Here is an 18,613-nt window from a genome sequence, read left to right as displayed (position 1 = left end):
AAATTAATCAAAAAACTTATCTAACATAGTCAAAGCCGCCTCATTATAAGCCAACCGTTGGGCAAGGGGCGCATCTTTTGGACGTATGCCAAGTTTGATGCCGATAATGGTATCTGCATTCAGTACATCACCACAGGTAGCAAGACATTGATGAATTTGGCTTTCGCTTAACAATGAATGTTCTGCACCGATTTGACCATCCGCAGCGGGCAATGCGGGCATGTGGCTATCCTTCCAGATACCGTAAGGCGTATCTATATCAGAGGCGCCAGAGAACATCAGACCTTTTAAAAGCCCACTGTCTCTCGCCTGGATTATATGCTGGATAACCCCTTGTGTGCTGCGCGTCTCAATCGCTGAGCGCCCCCAGTTAATGATTATGCCCATATCTTTTGCGTGGCTTTGATTAAGCTCGGTGAGTACCGCAATTTCATCCGTCAGGCTTAAAAAACCTTTGGCAGGGATTTGGCCTGGGATCAAGGTATCGCAATGTTCGATAACAATATTTGCCCCTTGCCAATCCCAGCTAAGCATGGTCTCCAGGGAATCTCGTAAGGCAGCAGCAGAGGAAGGGGCAACAACCTGATTTGGTGCCGTTTGGATTTCGATGGCTTTAACCACTTGACGGCCACTGGCGCTATTGAGTTTGCCTATGGCTTCACAGGCTTTTTGCATAAACGCCAGGGCTTGGCTCCGGCCTCGCTCATCATTTGAGGCAATGCCAAATTGAGGATTTTGCCCCAGAGCATTCATGATCCCCGGTACACAGGTAAACACAAAGTCCCAGTTGGGGTCGATATTGTCCACAAACCACTGTTCGTCGTGGGGGTGCAAAGTGCCTACAAAGGGATGTTCCAGGCCTTTAATATTGTTAAAAGTTTTGAGTTGCTGGTAATACTCCCGTTCAAGCGCGGGATCCCATGTTGACCAAGCGGGAGAGGTAGCGTAAGCACCGACAAAATATCGCACGTTATAGCCTTTAAAAGCTGGATTTCGCTGAACTTTAGCACGTTGATTAAAGGATGCGAATAAGTGGTTTTAGCAAATATTTCAGATGAAACCGGATCTGATAGCAAAAGTGTATGAGTCACGCCCTTACAGCTTGAACAGCGGACCGGCGTGGTTAATTTGTGGCCTAATCTTTGCTGTATCAAAGCCATAACGCCATTAGCAAAGTGAAACGGGCAAGTTCATGCAAGTACACAATAACGGGACATCTTTATTTGACTACATAGGGAATTCTAGCAAGGCAGATAGTGCTTTACAGGAGAGTGTAGCCAGGCAAGGAGATAACCTTGCTGGCGAAATACGCAGCCTGCAGGGTAACCTTGCTACGGGTAATGCCGATGATGCCTTGGCACGTATCCAGGGTGGTGAAAACGGCTTGAGTCTGCAAACTCTGGACAATATGCTCAGCTTCAACTTGCGTCCTGTGGCTGAGGATTTGCAAAAAGCGGCTGCCGATCTGGGCCTGAATGTTGATGTACGGTTACAGCAGCAAGACGGCAAGTGGCAAGTCCTAAGCGCTCAAGATTCCCAGCCTAAAGGGGTGCAACAATTGCAAAGTTACCTGGATCGCAATCACGGGCTACAAAGTAAGCTCACTGGCCTCAATGCTTTGTCAGAATTTTATGAGTTGGGACAAACCCAGGAGTACGCCAAAAAACTCCAAGCGGCGGATGTTCATGAAGACGATGTCGTGACTTATCTGACACAAAGTCGGGAATATCTATTTTCCCTAGATAGCTTCTATTTGTCCGATAAGGGTCTGTCTGTGGCTTCCCGTGGAGAGTCACAGGGGCTGTTTAATGAAGTCAAAAAGACCTTAGGGTTAAAGGAAACGGAAAAATAACAAGCTGCTAATATCGCCAGCAGCTGTAAATGAAGGAAATTAAGCGATGACAAACGGGCAGGTCTTTGCCACAGCGCGGCAACTTTTTGTGGCGCAAATAATAATAGGCAGCAACAAATTAGCATAAAAACCGCTAGCTTAGTTAGTTGCAATACATAGATTTACTTGCACCTGGTGGTGGGTTTCTCTTAGGATACCCGCCTGTTTTTTCTATTCCGTGTCTGCTTGATGAAATTACGTGCCACTTTTCATGAACTAAAACTGCTTTTCGGTTTTTCAGCCAATACCACCAGTCACAATGAAAAAATCATTTCTGCTATTGGGGGGGGCTTTGGTATAGCCGGTATCATGTGGGTTATGCATGTTCTCGTGCAGGCACAGATACTGAGCGTTAATAGCAGCATTTTGATAATCGCTTCCATGGGTGCCAGCGCCGTATTACTTTTTGCTGTGCCCCACGGTGCGTTATCTCAGCCGTGGGCTGTTATCGGCGGACACCTGATTTCTGCCGCACTGGGTGTAACCTGCGTAAAAATTCTCGGCCATGGTCCTTGGGTGGCGGCCTTTGCTGTTGGTGGCGCAATTGGTGCCATGTATTACTTGCGTTGCATTCACCCACCAGGCGGGGCTACCGCATTGACCATCGTTATAGGCGGTGCAGATATTGACGCTTTGGGCTATGAATTTTTGTTGATGCCTTTAACGCTGAATATCCTGGTGATCTTAGGGATCACTTTGCTTTTTAATTGGTGTTTTGGTTGGCGTCGTTATCCCGTACATTTGGCCCATAAGTTAAAAAAACCGGTAAGTCCTCAATCCAGTGAGCGAGAACACGATCTAACCCAAGAAGATTTTGCCGCAGCAATGCAAGAACTTGACTCCTATGTTGATATCACGCCTGATGGTTTAACGGATCTTCTTGAACTGGCTAAAAAGCACGCAGAGAAAAACACCACCCATCCGGCACAGATCATCGCTGGGCGTATATACAGTAATGGTAAGTTAGGTAAATTGTGGAGTATCCGCCAAGTTGTGGATGCAGCGCCTGTTAATACACCAACCAGTAAAGACAAAGTGATTTATAAGGTGTTAGCTGGTGATGGGGGCTACGAAACACATATGTGCCTACGTACCGAGTTTCATAATTGGGCGCGTTTTGAAGTGGCAAAAAATAATCAACAATGGGTAAAGGTTGAGGAACAAGAACAGGCGTAATTTCTAAGTTGTGGTTTATATTAACGAGTGCCTTGCGCTAACCGCTAAAAGCTGGTTAGAATACTGTATGAACCACTGTATGTGATTCGGTTTTTACGGGTATTGATAAACAAGTATAACACCCTGACACCAGGGCGGTTTGATTGAGGCGCACAATGATGAATCTTTTTAAGGTACAAGATAGTGATACGTGGCAGTCGGTTAACGATGTTGTCATGGGTGGTGTGTCGAATAGTCGATTAACTCATGTTAATAAGTTAGCGGTATTTAGTGGTTGTGTCTCAATGGAAAATAACGGCGGTTTCGCCTCGGTCAAGCGTCGGGTAAGTGTCTCTCCAGTCAGCCAGGAATCTGTGTTACACATTCGGGTCATGGGCGACGGTAAACGCTATCAGTTGCGCGTAAAGCAAAACTCCGAATCAAATAGCCCATCCTATGGTGCAGGTTTTAGTACCCAAGCCAACATATGGCAGCAATTTGAGTTTAGGTTAAGTGACTTTAAAGCATCTCTGCGGGGTAAACGCCTGACTGGTGCAGCGCCTTTACTGTGGACAAATATAAACCAGCTCGGTTTTTTGATTGGTGATAGCCAACGCGGAGATTTCTGTTTACTGATCGACAACATTAACTTGCAAGACGACTAGGGGCGAACTTGTTAATCTTGCCTGAAAAATATTACCTTGACCATTTCAACGAATTCATCGCGTACACTGAGCAGCATTGCGCCGGACTACTGTTAGCCCAACATAACCAGTTTATCCAGGCATTTAAACGGCTTGAACATAATGCCCAGTGCATGTTGGTGCGGATCATAAACCGACGGGGAACCTTTATTGCCCGAAGCAAATTAATGTATGCCGAAATAAACGATTGTGCCGGGCAGATAAATCATTTAACCGAGCAGGGCTTTTTGCACTCGGTCACCCCCCAACATATGCCACAGTTGTTAGTAAAATTAAACAAAATACAAATTGTCGAATTGCTTTTATCCCAAGGTGTGGCTTTTAAAAAAAGTGCAGCGAAGGGGGCTCTAGTGGCCTTGGTGGAACAGCTAGATGCAACCGACATGACTAGGCACCCTGTAATAACCGATTTTGCGGTAAAAACCTTTGTGCAAAAGTGGCAATATCTGCTGTTTTTATTTTTTGGGAATTTAAGCAGTGCACTGGATAAATTTTCTATGCGGGATTTAGGTTTACTTAAAACCCGTAAAAAAAACCAGCAACAAGGAGCGCGTTTTAGCACCCTTGATGAAGCGCAAAGTGCCTATTTTTTTGCCAGTCAAATCCAAGCCTTGCCACATATGAATGAACAGCAACTATTGGCATTAGCAAACGATAACGCAATTAGTCAAATGCCCAAGGGCACATTGGCTCGTGAGTATGCGGCAAATTTGTTTTATTTACTCGGTACAGCATTGTTGTCTGTTGATCAATCACAGGCGCTCACTTGCTGGAAATTGTCTTCCCATCAAAAAGCCCAAGAGCGCTGGATAAGGGAAACCTACAAAGTCGATAAAAATGCAGCAAAACTAACCCTGGAGGTTATTCTACATGATCCCCAGGACGATGAACTCAGCCTGTTTGCTTTTGACTTTTACCAACGTAAATTTAATCACGCCAAACTCAGTATTCGCACCCAGCATCTGCGTGAAAACAGCCGTAAGTTGAATATTGACGAAATTTACAAAGATAGGGTTGAGGACGGCGTCAAGCAGTACTATCAGGATCATGACATACAAGCATATCGCACCGAAAATTGGCTGTTCAGAGCATTATTCGGTTTGACCTTTTGGGCGGAATTGTTTGACAAAGCCCAGCGCGCTACGGGTTCGGAATTTGATCGTCGACCCCGGCTAATTCGCGAAAACCGGTTGTATATCGAATTGGCAGAGCAGGTTGAACAGCGTTTAAACCTGTTTACACAGCCACAGCAGGCTCTGCTTTACCTTACGGATATCGCCACCCGGCATTACGGCCAACCAAATGGTATTTTCCACTGGCATGCCAAAATACTGGAAATAATCGCTGTATTACTAAAATACGTCAGTGCTACGAGTTTAATAGGGCACCTGCGCGCCATGGCCAAAAACTACCAGGGGCTTAAAGACGGTTATCCAGATTTGATGGTTATTGAGAATGACCAGCTTAGGTTTGAGGAAATCAAAGCGCCGGGGGATCAGCTCCGAGCTAATCAGTTAGTGAGCATCGATGCCCTGCAAAATTCAGGTTTTGAGGTGGGGGTGTGCCAGGTACAGTGGTATTACAACCCCGAGCAGGCCTATGTAGTTGTCGATGTGGAAACCACAGGCGGCTGCAGTGCCGGGCATCGCATAACGGAAATCGGCGCGGTAAAAGTCATTGATGGTCAAGTCGTTGATAGTTGGAGCAGCCTAATTAACCCCCAGCGCAGTATTCCCAAATTTATTACCCGCTTGACCGGGATATGCGATGGCATGGTACAAACGGCGCCACTTTTTGGTGACGTGGTCGATAGTTTAGAAAGCTTTATGCGCGGCAGTATCTTTGTGGCCCATAATGTAAATTTTGATTACGGCTTTTTCAAACTTGAATACGCCAGACTTGAGCGTGAATTTAGTCTGCCTAAGCTTTGTACTGTCAGGGAGATGCGTAAGTATTTTCCGGGTTCTGCGTCATATTCATTAGGTAAATTAAGCAAAGAATATGGGCTACAGCTCGACAACCATCACCGGGCCTTGTGTGATGCACAAGCCGCCGCTGAGCTGTTGGTCATGGTTAACGAGAAAAAACAGAGTACCCAGTAAGGGGCTTAAGTCCGTTACATCAATTTATGTTTACTTTCTTTTTGCCTCGGTTTTCAGTAGTCTAGCGCCGTTTTTGTTTTACTCTTACCCTGGATTTAGTATTTTGCAAACCCTCTCCCAGCTCCAATCAGGCCAGTTAAGCGGTATTACCCGTTTAACCTTATCCGAAAACTTAACTGAATTTCCCAGTGAAATACTCCAACTGGCGGACAGCCTAGAAATACTCGATTTGTCCAATAATCAACTTCGTAGCTTGCCTGACGCACTCACCCAGCTTACCAAGCTGAAGATTATTTTTGCCTCGAATAACCAGTTTGTCACCCTGCCTGAGATACTAGGGCAGTGTGAAAACCTGGAGATGGTAGGTTTTAAGTCAAACAAAATAAGCCAGGTACCCTCGAGCGCATTGCCGGTGAAATTGCGCTGGCTAATATTAACCGACAATAGAGTTGAAACCCTACCCAACACGTTAGGTGAGCGACCTCTATTGCAAAAACTGGCCCTGGCAGGCAATCGGTTAACCCATCTTCCTCAGAATATGGACCAGCTACACAACCTGGAATTAGTACGTATTTCAGCCAATAACCTAACCGAATGCCCCGATCAATTGCTGGCGTTACCCAAGTTGGCCTGGTTTGCGTTTTCTGGTAATCCATTTTCCAATGCTGATCTGCACATTGACTCCGCGCCTGATCTGCCTTCGTCTAGCTACACGCTACAAAACGTATTGGGACAGGGCGCGTCAGGGGTGATATCAAAAGCGCGCTGGAATACCCAACAGTCGGCATTTCCCGAGGAGATTGCGGTTAAAGTATTTAAAGGTGAAGTTACCAGCGACGGTTATCCAAAAGATGAGTTGCAAGTGTGTTTAAAGGTGGGTAATCATGCAAACCTGGTGCAATCCATCGCTCAGGTGAATGAGCCAGGTTATTTAGCCTTGATCATGAAGTTGATCCCTCAGCACTACCAAAATTTAGGTTTACCCCCTTCACTTGAAAGTTGCACCCGGGATACCTTCACCCAAGGCTTTAGCCTGTCTGTTGGGCAAATTAACAAAATAGCTGTACAAATGCAGGCGGTATTTGAACACCTGCATGCCAATCAAGTATGTCATGGTGATTTATATGCGCACAATACATTGTTTGATCATGAGGCCAATATTATCTTTGGCGATTTTGGTGCCGCCAGCATGTACCACATGTTAAATGCCAAACAACAAACCCAGATAAGACAAATAGAGCAACGGGCGCTGGATTATTTTATCGAAGATTTGCACAGTGTCAGCGTAGCGCAGAGTAGAGAAACTAAATAGATTTGGGCTATTTGGCGCGTTAATTGTTTTAGAGATAAGTCTGTTTTGCAACGAACTTTTTATATTACCAGATAGTGTTTCATTACTTAATTATTTAAGCATCCTAGCGTTAAATCAGTATTAATCTATTCCTGCTCAATTTCCTTAAGACACCGCCAGACGTTTTTGTTCATTGTGGTTAAATAGCTGAGTTTTAAGCGCCTGAGTTTCAGCGATTAGCTGATTGGCCGTATATTCGCGGCTTAACCTCTTTACCTGGCGTTGGCAATCATCGACCCTGAGCTGCCAGTTTTTTCGTTTATGAGCTAACTCGGTAAGACGATCAGCGGCTTGTGGACCAGACTCGACGGCTAGTTGGTGTAATTGCAGAAGGGAGCTTTAAAGGACCCGGCAAGGCATTGAGGGGTGATACGAGTAATAGTCTATTTTGCTGCTTTTTTAAGGTTGGGTCTTGATTGATTTGCAAGGGTTGCAACGCCGCTTCGCCCCAGGCCTGTTCACGACTAAAGAGCGTGTCGCACGCAGTAGGTGTGAAGTGTTGTCCGCGGACAAGCAGTAAATCATCCAGACACCAAACAAAAGTTTCTGTATCTGTGGGCGAAGGGCCATCTATAGCCTGTAACGCTTTTTTGTGTGTCAGGTAACGAGTGAATAACTCCGATAGTCCCGGACAATCGTCGAACAACTGACATTGCTGGTTGAGCGCTTGCCACATTAATTTCCCCTCTGTTCGTATACCGAGCTGAAGCCGTCTAACCTGTCGTTGAGCTATATACCGAACCAATCGGGCTTATTATCGCTAACGCCGCGATGAGAGAGTCGTCTTTTTGTAGCGCCGCGCCAGGTAGCACTTTGGCAATAGGCCCAGTCGCATCGAGCAGTTTGGAGTCAACTTGGGTAATCTGCTGAATGGGGAATTGGTGCTAGCACTAAACAGGCGACGCTCAATTCCCACATCAAAATTCACAATTCCATGTTTTTCAAACGATTTACTTGTCTGCGATACAGGGTAATGGGGTCGGTTTCAAACAAGTGATGGATCCCCAAAATTTGATTGACTTCATCAAGGTGATTCATCTTGTAATTATCTTTTATTGCATAGCCCAAGTGGCTGCTACCGGCAGAAACTAATCCGTCGTTTGGCTCACCAAATAATAGCATGATGATCGAAAGAGCGGCTTCGACCGGGTTAAAAACGTTGGTGACGGGCCAGGTGCGGTTCCAAGAGAAATATGCCACGTCGATGCCTTCTAACATAGTGCCATTACCGCAAGGATTGCGCGGTAGCTCTTCCGAATATCTTTGGTTAAAGACAATCGAACCCGCCAGACTATTGACTACGCCATACAAAATGGATTCAAAGATGCCCCCGGGGGTACTTGTTTCTGAGCAAATCAGCCACCGGGGTGTCCTAGTAAAGGCCACCCACACGGGTAACCGAAGCAACATAGGGTGCTGTAGGCCCACAATGGCTATGGCCAATCAAGTTCAGTTTTGCTAACCCCGCTCAACTCGAGTATATATTCTAATAGGGCGAGTAACTCCTCCTCGCGAACTTCTGAATGATCGGCTGCCGATACTGCGGCGATAAACATCTTTGCACCGTCTTTATTCAGGGAATTAGGAATGCGATAGAAGTAATCTAGGTCTAACACATCATCAAAACCGAACAAGCCATGCACCAGCACTATAGGGTATTTGGTTTTGGTACAAGTCGAACTTATGGCCGAAAACGACAGCAGTGACAGGGTAAGCAGGGTAAAACTAAGAAGGTTTAGGGTCATGGGCTTCTCGTTATTTTACGTTTAATCTCTATTAATCCAATGGCGGGTTTGGTTAGGCCTAAAGCTGAGACGAACCCGGTGCGCAGCACGCTCTTATATATGTTTCAGAGTGCCCCAACTGGAAGCGCAGCGACCTCGCGTCCACCCACCATCTAAAACTATGATTTAGGCGGCGATATTGCGCGCGGTATTGAGGTCGGGTTAATTGTATGAATTTAAAGGCTTTTCTTTTACTCCTGATTTTTGGTAGTCTGCTAGCACGATTGTGATGTTTGATGGAACCAGACGTTGTTTCACACCCCGCCTAATTCTTTATCTATTTCGCAACGTAACTAAACAATAACAAAAACTATTTGAGGATATTATGAAAAGGATTGCATTATTTTCTATGGCGTTTTCCATAGGATTGACACTTGGGGGCTGCACAAGTGCAACCCGGGAAGAGGTTAACAAAGTTGAGAGCTCTACGCCGATTGTTAGCCCAACGTTAGTAACGAAAGAGCAGTTAGGGTTAAAGCGAGTCGTGGCAATCTCACGTTTTTCCGATGAAACCAAACGCAGCAGTAGCTTTTTTGTAGATAACAAAGGTGACAGATTAGGTAAACAAGCAGCGGATATATTGTCCAGTCGATTAACTGATACTCAGAAATTTATTATGCTGGAACGTCAGGAAATGGATGAACTGGAAGCGGAAAATAAGATCCGTCAGAGTACGCTTGAAAAAGTAGGTGCCGACTTTCTCATCGTCGGCTCAATTTCACAATTTGGCCGCGCTACCAACAGCGAAGTCGGTGTTTTTAGTCGCAACAAAATTCAAATCGCCTCTGCCACTGTTAATGTTCGATTGATCAATACCCAAACCGGACAAGTTGTTTACTCACAAGAAGCATCAGGTGAAGCGCGCGCTGAAGCAAATCGTGTGTTTGGCGTGGGTGAAACCGCTGGCTATGACAGTAGCCTTGATGACGGTGCAATATCAGCAGCGATTTCCAAATTGGTAAGTAATATCGTAGAAAATTTAATGGATTCCCCTTGGCAAGCTTATTTGGTTGGTGAGCAGAACGGTATGTTTATGATGACAGGCGGTGTTGAACAAGGGCTCAAGCTTGGCGACGAATTCTCCGTGGTTGCTCAGGGAAAACGAGTTGAAAATCCTCAAACCGGCATGATGATCGAGCTGCCTAGCGACCGTGTTGCCACTATTAAAGTGAAATCATTCATTGGCAAAGGTCAAAACGCCTTGTCTTTGGTTGATGTTGTTGACGGCGCGGTTGATGCAACGGCATTTTCAACCTTGGCTGTGCGCGAAATTAAGGAGCAAAACTAGATGAAACTTATCATTACATGCTTGTTTGCCATCCTATTATCTGGATGTAGTACAAATTTTTCCGAAGTAAAACAGTTAGATGATAAAGCGTATTTGCAGCTCACGGGCGACTTTGAAAATGGTATTTTAATTATCGATGACAAAAAAATCGACCTAACTCAGGTCGATACATTTAAATTAGACGGCCAAAATGTCGCAAAATTCGAAGTGCAACCGGGTACGCATTTAATTGAAGTCCTTAAGAACGACAAAACCTTAGTTAAACGCAAAATATATGTCACTAACGGAAATGTGTTTGAGGTAATAGTCCCATGATTAAAAATGTTTTAAATATTGTTGTTGCAGTTGGTATTTTGACCTTAATGGGTTGTGCCACCTCTAAATCGCTTTATTACTGGGGTGATTATTCCCAGTCTGCCTACGAGCTTAAACACGAACCGTCTGACAAAACAGCCAGGGCTCATAAAGATGCTCTTTTAGACATTATTAATAATGCTGGGCACAAAAATAAAAAAATACCGCCAGGAATATATGCCGAATTGGCTAAAATGGAGTTCGAAGCAAATAACCTAGTGGGCGCGAGAGCGTTACTGGAACAGGAAAAAACCTTATTCCCGGAATCTTCTCGTATGGTTGAAGTATTGTTAGAGTTAATGGATAAAAACGGAGCAGTAAATGAAGCGACTAGCTAGATTAGGGATTGTGGTACTGACCTTGCAAACGGTCGGATGCGTAGCACCAACATTTTTAACCAAAGGTGAAGCCTACCCAAACATGTATCAAGAAGGTACCAACGCGATTGTTGTGGTACCGGCAGTAAATCGCTCCACAGCTGCAGATGCACCACAGTTGTATTCAACCACTATTGCTCAGCCTCTGGCTGAAGCGGGCTATTATGTTATGCCTATTCCGATGGTGGAGATGATGCTCGCTTACGAAGGCGTTAGCGACGGTGAGCAACTGCGCAACGTGGATGTTGCCAAGTTTAAGACTATGTTTGGTGCTGACTCAGTACTATTCGTTACCATAAATCAATGGGATACTAACTATTATGTGACCGGCGGTAACGTGACGGTTGGAGCTGATTTTGAGCTGATCTCTACAACTACAAAGCAACTGTTGTGGACGTACCGCAACGTCGTTGTGATTAATACTTCCGGCAACAGCGGTAATCTGATCGCAGATATTATTAGTACTGCGATCACCACTGCAATGATTGACTATGTGCCTGTTGCCCATCAAGTAAATCAATCGGTAATTGCCACCTTACCTGTAGGTAAATATCATAGTCGCTTTGGTATAGACGCAGGTGATAAGGTCGTCAATCAAGCGTTAGCAAGCAAAGAAGTTGCTCAGTAGTAAACGTTGCCCAAAAAAAAGCCTGACATTACCCAGTAATGTCAGGCTTTTTTAATTATTCCCTCATTGTCATGATACGAAAATTGCTATCTTGCCGTCCACCCGCCATCCAAAACTAAGGTTTGGGCGGTAATGTTACGTGCGGTATCTTGCATTAAAAACGCCGCACTGGCTGCGAGTTCATCAATGTCGATAAAGGATTTTTTCGGCATGGGCTCTAACATGATCTTGTTAATAACGTCTTGCTCACTCATGCCATGTTCTTTGGCTTGAGCGGCTATTTGTTTTTCTACCAGTGGGGTTTTCACATAAGCCGGGCATAGGGTATTGATCGTCACATCACAGTCACCGGTTTCCAGTGCCACGGTTTTGGCAAAACCTAACAACCCATGTTTGGCTGCAACGTAAGCCGATTTATACGGTGAGGCAACCAGGGAATGCACTGAGCCTACGTTAATGATGCGGCCAAAGTTATGCTGGCGCATAGACGGCAAAAATGCCTGGGTTAACAGGGCAGGGCCCACCAGCATTATATTAATCAACAGCTGCCATTTGTCAGCGGGAAAATCCTCCAATTTTGCCACATGCTGAATACCGGCATTGTTGATCAATACATCGACTTTATCCGGTAGTAATTGGGCTGGCAATTGGGCGATTTGCTCGACTTTTGTTACATCCAGCAGCACGGCGCGGGCATCAATGCCGGTAGCGGCTAAATCAGCCACGGCTTGTTGTGCCGCCGGCATATTCATATCGGCAATAATAATTTTGTGACCACTGGCGCCCAGCTGTTTGGCCATACCTAAGCCAATGCCGCTGGCACCACCGGTGATCAATACTGTTCTTGGTTGCATTTTATTTCCTGTTATTTTGCTAGGGCGTGAATGATGTTGTTTACGGCTTTAATTTGTGGGCCGTCTTGATTGGCATAATCTTTCCCTGTGTAACCCCACCAGTCCCAACAAGCTTGGGGATTGAGCGGTAACATCATCGAGCTTTTGGTTTGGGGGTAGAGCACCACTATGTGGTTGCTGTCAGCCCAATTGTTTATACCGGTGTTTTGGGTATATTGTTTACCCACTGCATCGGCATTTTGATTGCAACCATGAAAGCTGACATGCACCTTACAGGTTGTACCATTTTCACAGGATTGAGGTACATACAGATAACCACTATCTGCCAGACTCGCAGCGGCTTCTCCCCCTAACGCTTGTTGGTCTATCTCAACCAGTTTTCCCCTAGGGTTTTCACTGCGGGGCTGCAACTCACCGAGCATAAATGTCAGCATTTCTCCGGCGGCGTCATAGCCACAATTGCCAATAAATGGCGTTTCAGATACCTCGCATTTTCCGCCGGTGTTAAGGGTAGGGAACAGATGGGCGAAAGGTTTATCATTAATATACGTGAGGTTCTGAGGTGCGACCCAGTGCTGGTATTGTTCTGCCAGTTTATTATTAACCCCTGCAATAACCTTGCTGTCTTTACTGCCATTGAGCAACCAAACCTTGTGGCTTTTAAGATTGCTCAAACTGGGCAATTTCCCTTGCTGCTGCCAGGTTTGCGCCTGTTGGTTTAAAACGTTCAGATCTATGGGGCTGGTGAGCTGATTAACACATTGTTTTAAGGCGATACGGATATCATTTTGTGCACAATAAAAAGGCCCGGCAGCGATGATCCCCACGGCGTTGACCCAATCCGAATGAGCCAGCTGGAACTGGGTGGCCATGTAGCCACCGCTGGATAAACCCGATAGGCTGACATGTTCCACATCCAGATTAAGCTTAGGTAAAGCCGACGAAAGGGACGACACCCCTAACATCGCCATACAGATGAGGTTGATACCGAACTTGGTTGTTTTCATAGGTTATCCTTCTTTTTCATAATTTAGGGGGTAGTCAGCCAAAAACTCGCTAATTTTTTGTGTTTGCTGAGTGATTTTTGACACACCGTTGAGATGCCCTAAGTCGCCGTCCAGTTCGTCATACTCTGTATTTTTGCCTTGTTTTTTTAGGATTTCAAAGGCGTCTTTAGCCAGGTAAGGCATGAGTAATAAATCATTATTGGAAGGTAAAAACAGCGTTTTTGCCCGGAGTTTTTCCAGGCCGCTGGTTAAGTCATGTTTATGCCCGGCCACAAACAGCTGATTGGCGCGAACCAGATAGAGTAAATGGTTGGCATCCATCAGTTTGACCCGACTGGCCGCACGCTCATGCAGCCATTTGACTATGCTGTGGCTTTGACGGATATCATGTAACGGGCCTGATTCTAACGCTTGGAAGTTAATCGATGCTTGCTGGCCGGTGGCAATAAAAAAGGCCGGTGTCAGGGCATCTTGAGTAATAAACATCAATGCGGCCGTTAACCCTGCAGTAGGTGGCGAACTATTATAATAATTACCTTGTTGCCAGTTAACATCCAGGCGGATAGGGATGGCCCATTGTTCCAGCAAGGATGTGGTCCAGGCGTCACTCTGGCCGCTGCCTATCACCGATATCATTCTTGGCACCCAATCCGGGTAAGCTGCTGCCCAATCAATAGCTTGCATCGAGCCCATAGAGGCGCCAATCACGGCATGTAACTTGTGTATGCCCAAGCTTTCAAGCACTGCCTTTTGCACATTGACAAAATCACGGATAGTCACGACAGGAAAGGTTAAACCATATTGCTTACCGGTATCGGGATCGATTGAGGCTGGGCCTGTGGTGATCACTTGGGGATCGTTGGCGTTTAAGTTAACCAAGGTATCCACACTGATAACAAAATACTGGTTGGTATCTATGGCTTTATTCGGGCCGATAATAGCATCCCAATAACCTGTTTGTGGGTCGTCCTGGGCGTATTTGCCCGCAGCATGTGAGGTGGCACTAAAATAATGAGTGATCAGGATCACGTTATCCTTAGCAGCATTAAGCTCACCGTAGCTTTCCCAGCCTACTTGCACCTGTTTGATGGTCTTGCCGCCAAAGGTCACAAAATTTTGCATCTCGAAGCGTTGTTTCTCAACAAGAGCAAGCTGGTCGGTATTGGCCTGTGCTGTGGCAACCAGAAAGCAACTAAGCAGCAATCCGGCAATCAAACGTGGTGATTTCACATAATACATAGTGTGTAGTCTCATTGTGATTAAAACAAATTGAATAATGCAATAGCCAGCGCCAAGCCGCAAACCGGCACCACCACAGTCAACGCCCCAACGGCCCAATAAGCGCGTTGATGGGTTTCATTACAGATAGCCCGGATAACCGTTACCACATAACCATTATGGGGCAGGGAGTCCAGAGCGCCTGAGGAGATAGATACCACTCGGTGCAATTCCTCCGGGTTGACGCCTTGGTCTATATAATGGGGTGCCAATAAAGGCAGGGCTATCACTTGCCCCCCGGACGCAGAGCCGGTTAAACCTGCGATAACGCTAATGGCAATCGCCGCACCTATTAGCTCGTTACCCGGAATATGGGTCATCACTTCAACCGCCGTTTGAAAGGCTTGGGTTGATTTTGCAATGCTGCCAAAACCTACCACCGCAGCGGTGTTACCAATAGCCACCAGGGCCCCTGTGGTGCCTGCAGTAATAGCGCCTTGCATGTTATGGAAATGGCGAAAATTAATGACCATTAAGGTTAAGACGCCTCCGCCTAATGCAACGATGAGCGCCAGCTGTTGCAGGGTATCGTGTAGAACAAAAGACAATACCAAGACGACCAACAGCGGAATAACCCCCGTTATTGGGTGCGGGTAGTCCCGTTCGGCAATTTTGGGGTCTTGGGCCCAATGTTCAAAAGTCTCGCCATTGGCCAGGGCTTTGTTGATCATGCGCCGCATCCACCAAAAACCAAAAGTGGCCATAAATATGGCGACCACCAGGCTGACTTCCCATCCGGCAAAAGGTGATGTGCCCAGATATTTAATCGGGATCCAGTTCTGGATTTCCGGGGAGCCCGCTGAGGTCATGGTAAAGGTTACCGAACCAAACGCCAGGGCTGCGGGGATAAAACGCCGAGGCAAGTTTGCATCTTTAAATAGGCTTAAGGCCATCGGATACACCGAAAATGCCACCACAAAGAGGCTGACCCCACCATAGGTCAATATAGCGCAAGCGATAACCACCGCAGCTACCGCTTGACTGCGCCCCAGTTTTGTTATGATAAACTGCGCCACTGAGTCCGCAGCACCCGTGTCTTCCATAAATTTGCCAAATAGCGAACCGAGCAAAAACATAAAAAACCAGGCGGCAATAAACCCTGAGAAGCCCTGCATATAAGCGTTAACAAAATTGATTTCACCGATAAATATCGGTATGCCGCTGGTTAATGCCACTACCAGAGCGCACAAGGGCGCGGCAATAAACAGGTTCATTCCGCGAATAGTCAACACTATTAACAGCAGTAACCCACCTACCAAGCCAATTAAACTGAGCATGTTATTTTCCTTTAAGTTTAAACTGTGACCGCAGTCAAACAAAAAAGATGTAAGGATTGTGTAGCAATGCGCCTTTCATGCCCATAGTACTATGGTACTAAGGACGGGGAGGCAAAACTGGATTAAGGTTATTTAGACCGCAGCATGCAGATTACGACAATAACTATAAATAACCAGACTAGAACTGCTATTCAAGGACACATTATGAACAAACCTAGATTCACCAAATCACTTTGCGCAGGTGCGGTTGCATCTGTGCTGTGTTGCCAGTCAGCCCTGTTTGCCCAGGAAACCCAAGCCAATCAAACGGATAAAAAGGGATTAGAGCGCATCGAAGTTACTGCGCGTAAAACCGTAGAAAGCTTACAGGACGTGCCCATTGCCGTGACGTCTATCGGTGCTGTCGAACTCGGTGAAAAAGGTATTTCCGTACTCACCGAAATCCAGCAGTTTTCGCCCAATACTACTTTACAAAATAGCCGCGGGACTAATTCCACATTGACTGCTTTCATTCGTGGCGTAGGTCAGCAGGATCCTCTCTGGGGTTATGAGCCTGGTGTAGGTATTTATATAGATGATGTCTATGTCGCTCGCCCCCAGGGTGCAGTACTGGATTTGCTCGATGTTGAACGTATCGAAGTGTTACGTGGCCCGCAAGGCACGCTGTATGGCAAAAACACCATAGGGGGTGCTATCAAGTATGTAACCAAACCTATGAGTGGTGATCCAACGCTAAACGTACAAGGTACCGTAGGCAGCTACGCCCAGCGGGATCTGAAAGTAACCGGTCAGTTTCCGATCATAGAAGATAAATTGTATGTAGGTTTTGGTTTTGCCGATTTGAGTCGCGATGGCTTTGGGGAATATCTGATTTCTGCCTTACCTGACCAGGATATGGAAAACTACAACAAAGACGTAACCGCTGCACGGTTAACGCTTGAATTTACGCCGAGTGACGATGTGTTTTTCCGTTTAAACTGGGACAAAACTGATGATGATTCCAATGCCAAAGGCGGCTATCGATTATTGCCTAGTCTGCTAACCGATGCCCCGGTGCCCGACAGCGTGTTTGACTCCTATACCAGTTTGCCCACTGAAAATAAAGTTGAATTGGAAGGCATAAGCCTAACCGCCAGCTGGGACATAAGTGATAATCTGAACCTTAAATATATCGGCGCGAAACGGGAAAGTTATTCACCCACTAACATCGATTTTGACAATACCCCCCTGGATATTTTTGACGTACCTGCGGTATATGACGATAAAAACACGACCCATGAATTACAGGCCAACTATAGTGGCGATGGCTATACAGCGGTCGGTGGTGTGTATTATTACGATGGTGAATCCTGCGGACAGTTTGAAGCCATTTTAGGCGTGTTTGGTCGAAGCTTGGGATTGCCTGGATTGACTCGCGAAGTCTCGGGTTGTAATAACAGTGAAAGTATTGCCGCTTATGTTCAGGGCTCAGTTGATTTAACCGAGCAGCTTTCTTTGACCTTGGGTGCACGTTTTACCGACGAAGAGAAACAGGCAAATGTTAACAATGGTTTGTTATTTGCGGCGGCTTATCCTGAGTCTGGTTGGGTTCCGGGCTATGTGCGCCCAGACGGTGAATTAGTGCCACAAGTTTTAGGTAGCGACTCAAATGGCGACGATGTTCTCGACTCCGCCGCGACTGAAAGCTGGTCACGTTTTACCCCACGTATCGGTCTGGAGTATCAGGTTAACCAGGATTTAATGGTTTTTGCCAGTTACTCTCAAGGCTTTAAATCCGGTACATTTAACCCTAGGGCTACAGTCAATGAGCCTGCGGCAGATCCAGAAATTGTTGATTCTATCGAAATCGGTATGAAAAGTGATTGGTGGGACATGCTGCGCGCTAACGTCACTTATTTCTCATTGGATCATAAAGACCGCCAATATATAGGGGTGATCCCAAGCGATGATGCTTCAGTATTAAATCAGTTTTTAGCTAACGTGGCTGCCACGTCTGCTCAGGGAATTGAAGCTGAACTGACCTTGGTTGCCAGTGACAATCTGACATTTGATTTAGCGGTCGGTACCTTTGACTCAAAAATTGAAGAAAACAACGCAGTACCGCCCTTGTTGGGTATTTCTAACACCCCGGATTACACGGTAAATTTTGCGATTAATTATGTATTCAATACTGAAGTGGGTGATTTTGTCTTCAACACCAATTATTACTACCGTGATGATTACCGTCTGTTTGAAGACAGTAATTTGTTGCAGGAAAAGGGTTACGGTATGCTTAACGCCAGTATCAATTGGCAAAGTGTGGAAGGTGACTGGTATGCCAGCTTACATGGTAAAAATCTCACAGATGAAGAATATCTGGTAGGTGGTTACAATTTTGTCGGCGGTAATGCGGAAGAAGGTTATATACCCGGGCTAGGCGGAGACCTTACTTTGATCGGTTATTATGGAGACCCACGTACTGTCAGTCTGACCGTGGGTTATCGTTTTTAGGCCCAGACGGCACACTATCGAGATTGAATAAAATCTAAAAGAAAAAGGCAGTTTCGACTGCCTTTTTTGTTAA

Annotated in this window: 19 protein-coding genes; 10 read left to right on the top strand and 9 right to left on the bottom strand. The window is 45.9% G+C overall.

Annotated features, from left to right (window positions below; genetic code table 11):
• Nucleotides 1-3: 3 nt before the first annotated feature.
• Nucleotides 4-969 (bottom strand): DUF4862 family protein, encoded by a 966-nt coding sequence (locus AC3RV5_RS12545; protein ID WP_489727991.1) that lies wholly within the window; start codon nucleotides 967-969, stop codon nucleotides 4-6.
• A 223-nt stretch (nucleotides 970-1,192) separates the two neighbouring features.
• Between AC3RV5_RS12545 and AC3RV5_RS12540 the strand changes: the two genes are divergently transcribed.
• From AC3RV5_RS12540 to AC3RV5_RS12520, 5 genes are all read left to right on the top strand, one after another.
• A complete protein-coding gene (locus AC3RV5_RS12540; RefSeq protein ID WP_489727990.1) occupies nucleotides 1,193-1,852 on the top strand; it encodes a hypothetical protein in 660 nt (219 codons plus the stop codon).
• Nucleotides 1,853-2,080: 228 nt separating this feature from the next.
• A complete protein-coding gene (locus AC3RV5_RS12535) occupies nucleotides 2,081-3,067 on the top strand; it encodes an HPP family protein (RefSeq protein WP_489727989.1) in 987 nt (328 codons plus the stop codon).
• 155 nt (nucleotides 3,068-3,222) lie between these two features.
• Complete coding sequence (locus AC3RV5_RS12530; RefSeq protein WP_489727988.1) at nucleotides 3,223-3,711, top strand: CIA30 family protein; 489 nt, start codon at nucleotides 3,223-3,225, stop codon at nucleotides 3,709-3,711.
• An 8-nt stretch (nucleotides 3,712-3,719) separates the two neighbouring features.
• On the top strand, nucleotides 3,720-5,852 hold the full coding sequence (locus AC3RV5_RS12525) for an exonuclease domain-containing protein (RefSeq protein ID WP_489727987.1): 2,133 nt from the start codon (nucleotides 3,720-3,722) through the stop codon (nucleotides 5,850-5,852).
• 103 nt (nucleotides 5,853-5,955) lie between these two features.
• On the top strand, nucleotides 5,956-7,164 hold the full coding sequence (locus AC3RV5_RS12520; protein ID WP_489727986.1) for a leucine-rich repeat-containing protein kinase family protein: 1,209 nt from the start codon (nucleotides 5,956-5,958) through the stop codon (nucleotides 7,162-7,164).
• 144 nt (nucleotides 7,165-7,308) lie between these two features.
• On the opposite strand, the gene AC3RV5_RS12515 is transcribed toward AC3RV5_RS12520, so the two are convergent.
• The 4 genes from AC3RV5_RS12515 to AC3RV5_RS12500 form a co-directional block, all read right to left on the bottom strand.
• Nucleotides 7,309-7,533, bottom strand: a complete 225-nt coding sequence (locus AC3RV5_RS12515) for a lipase secretion chaperone (RefSeq protein WP_489732150.1) — start codon at nucleotides 7,531-7,533, stop codon at nucleotides 7,309-7,311.
• Nucleotides 7,487-7,879: a lipase secretion chaperone gene (locus tag AC3RV5_RS12510; protein WP_489727985.1), complete on the bottom strand. Its 393-nt coding sequence runs from the start codon at nucleotides 7,877-7,879 to the stop codon at nucleotides 7,487-7,489. The genes AC3RV5_RS12515 and AC3RV5_RS12510 overlap by 47 nt, the downstream gene beginning before the upstream one ends.
• Before the next feature lie 248 nt (nucleotides 7,880-8,127).
• Entirely contained in the window at nucleotides 8,128-8,646 is a 519-nt protein-coding gene (locus tag AC3RV5_RS12505; protein ID WP_489727984.1) for a hypothetical protein, read from the bottom strand.
• Entirely contained in the window at nucleotides 8,637-8,948 is a 312-nt protein-coding gene (locus AC3RV5_RS12500) for an esterase/lipase family protein (RefSeq protein ID WP_489727983.1), read from the bottom strand. The genes AC3RV5_RS12505 and AC3RV5_RS12500 overlap by 10 nt, the downstream gene beginning before the upstream one ends.
• A gap of 364 nt (nucleotides 8,949-9,312) precedes the next feature.
• Here AC3RV5_RS12500 and AC3RV5_RS12495 point away from each other — a divergent pair, with 364 nt between their 5' ends.
• Genes AC3RV5_RS12495 through AC3RV5_RS12480 form a run of 4 tightly spaced genes read left to right on the top strand, consistent with a single transcriptional unit; the run spans nucleotide 9,313 to nucleotide 11,634 of the window.
• Nucleotides 9,313-10,275 carry a CsgG/HfaB family protein gene (locus tag AC3RV5_RS12495; RefSeq protein WP_489727982.1) on the top strand — a complete coding sequence of 321 codons (963 nt, stop codon included), beginning with the start codon at nucleotides 9,313-9,315 and terminating at the stop codon, nucleotides 10,273-10,275.
• Nucleotides 10,276-10,590 carry a hypothetical protein gene (locus AC3RV5_RS12490; protein ID WP_489727981.1) on the top strand — a complete coding sequence of 105 codons (315 nt, stop codon included), beginning with the start codon at nucleotides 10,276-10,278 and terminating at the stop codon, nucleotides 10,588-10,590.
• A complete protein-coding gene (locus tag AC3RV5_RS12485) occupies nucleotides 10,587-10,967 on the top strand; it encodes a DUF4810 domain-containing protein (RefSeq protein ID WP_489727980.1) in 381 nt (126 codons plus the stop codon). Before AC3RV5_RS12490 ends, AC3RV5_RS12485 begins: the two co-directional genes overlap by 4 nt.
• On the top strand, nucleotides 10,951-11,634 hold the full coding sequence (locus tag AC3RV5_RS12480) for a GNA1162 family protein (RefSeq protein ID WP_489727979.1): 684 nt from the start codon (nucleotides 10,951-10,953) through the stop codon (nucleotides 11,632-11,634). Before AC3RV5_RS12485 ends, AC3RV5_RS12480 begins: the two co-directional genes overlap by 17 nt.
• 86 nt (nucleotides 11,635-11,720) lie before the next feature.
• On the opposite strand, the gene AC3RV5_RS12475 is transcribed toward AC3RV5_RS12480, so the two are convergent.
• From AC3RV5_RS12475 to AC3RV5_RS12460, 4 genes are read right to left on the bottom strand one after another with little or no spacing between them, the layout of a single operon-like run.
• On the bottom strand, nucleotides 11,721-12,488 hold the full coding sequence (locus AC3RV5_RS12475; protein ID WP_489727978.1) for a 3-hydroxybutyrate dehydrogenase: 768 nt from the start codon (nucleotides 12,486-12,488) through the stop codon (nucleotides 11,721-11,723).
• A gap of 11 nt (nucleotides 12,489-12,499) precedes the next feature.
• Nucleotides 12,500-13,495: an extracellular catalytic domain type 2 short-chain-length polyhydroxyalkanoate depolymerase gene (locus AC3RV5_RS12470; protein ID WP_489727977.1), complete on the bottom strand. Its 996-nt coding sequence runs from the start codon at nucleotides 13,493-13,495 to the stop codon at nucleotides 12,500-12,502.
• A gap of 3 nt (nucleotides 13,496-13,498) precedes the next feature.
• The gene (locus AC3RV5_RS12465; protein ID WP_489727976.1) at nucleotides 13,499-14,734 is read right to left on the bottom strand and encodes an E22 family MetX-like putative esterase; all 1,236 of its coding nucleotides are present in this window, start codon (nucleotides 14,732-14,734) and stop codon (nucleotides 13,499-13,501) included.
• 20 nt (nucleotides 14,735-14,754) lie between these two features.
• Nucleotides 14,755-16,050, bottom strand: a complete 1,296-nt coding sequence (locus AC3RV5_RS12460; RefSeq protein ID WP_489727975.1) for a GntP family permease — start codon at nucleotides 16,048-16,050, stop codon at nucleotides 14,755-14,757.
• Nucleotides 16,051-16,254: 204 nt separating this feature from the next.
• On the opposite strand from AC3RV5_RS12460, the gene AC3RV5_RS12455 reads away from it, so the two are divergent.
• The gene (locus AC3RV5_RS12455; protein ID WP_489727974.1) at nucleotides 16,255-18,540 is read left to right on the top strand and encodes a TonB-dependent receptor; all 2,286 of its coding nucleotides are present in this window, start codon (nucleotides 16,255-16,257) and stop codon (nucleotides 18,538-18,540) included.
• Nucleotides 18,541-18,613 lie beyond the last annotated feature (73 nt).

Source organism: Paraglaciecola sp. IT1134, from assembly GCF_058068185.1.
This window is presented reverse-complemented; position numbering and strand designations above follow the sequence as displayed.

What these genes read in the sequence shown, in the direction of transcription:
- AC3RV5_RS12540 (WP_489727990.1), top strand. Translation starts at nt 1,193, where the DNA reads ATGCAAGTACACAATAACGGGACATCTTTATTTGACTACATAGGGAAT.
- AC3RV5_RS12535 (WP_489727989.1), top strand. Translation starts at nt 2,081, where the DNA reads ATGAAATTACGTGCCACTTTTCATGAACTAAAACTGCTTTTCGGTTTT.
- AC3RV5_RS12530 (WP_489727988.1), top strand. Translation starts at nt 3,223, where the DNA reads ATGATGAATCTTTTTAAGGTACAAGATAGTGATACGTGGCAGTCGGTT.
- AC3RV5_RS12510 (WP_489727985.1), bottom strand. Translation starts at nt 7,879, where the DNA reads ATGTGGCAAGCGCTCAACCAGCAATGTCAGTTGTTCGACGATTGTCCG.
- AC3RV5_RS12500 (WP_489727983.1), bottom strand. Translation starts at nt 8,948, where the DNA reads ATGACCCTAAACCTTCTTAGTTTTACCCTGCTTACCCTGTCACTGCTG.
- AC3RV5_RS12495 (WP_489727982.1), top strand. Translation starts at nt 9,313, where the DNA reads ATGAAAAGGATTGCATTATTTTCTATGGCGTTTTCCATAGGATTGACA.
- AC3RV5_RS12490 (WP_489727981.1), top strand. Translation starts at nt 10,276, where the DNA reads ATGAAACTTATCATTACATGCTTGTTTGCCATCCTATTATCTGGATGT.
- AC3RV5_RS12485 (WP_489727980.1), top strand. Translation starts at nt 10,587, where the DNA reads ATGATTAAAAATGTTTTAAATATTGTTGTTGCAGTTGGTATTTTGACC.
- AC3RV5_RS12480 (WP_489727979.1), top strand. Translation starts at nt 10,951, where the DNA reads ATGAAGCGACTAGCTAGATTAGGGATTGTGGTACTGACCTTGCAAACG.
- AC3RV5_RS12475 (WP_489727978.1), bottom strand. Translation starts at nt 12,488, where the DNA reads ATGCAACCAAGAACAGTATTGATCACCGGTGGTGCCAGCGGCATTGGC.
- AC3RV5_RS12470 (WP_489727977.1), bottom strand. Translation starts at nt 13,495, where the DNA reads ATGAAAACAACCAAGTTCGGTATCAACCTCATCTGTATGGCGATGTTA.
- AC3RV5_RS12465 (WP_489727976.1), bottom strand. Translation starts at nt 14,734, where the DNA reads ATGTATTATGTGAAATCACCACGTTTGATTGCCGGATTGCTGCTTAGT.
- AC3RV5_RS12460 (WP_489727975.1), bottom strand. Translation starts at nt 16,050, where the DNA reads ATGCTCAGTTTAATTGGCTTGGTAGGTGGGTTACTGCTGTTAATAGTG.
- AC3RV5_RS12455 (WP_489727974.1), top strand. Translation starts at nt 16,255, where the DNA reads ATGAACAAACCTAGATTCACCAAATCACTTTGCGCAGGTGCGGTTGCA.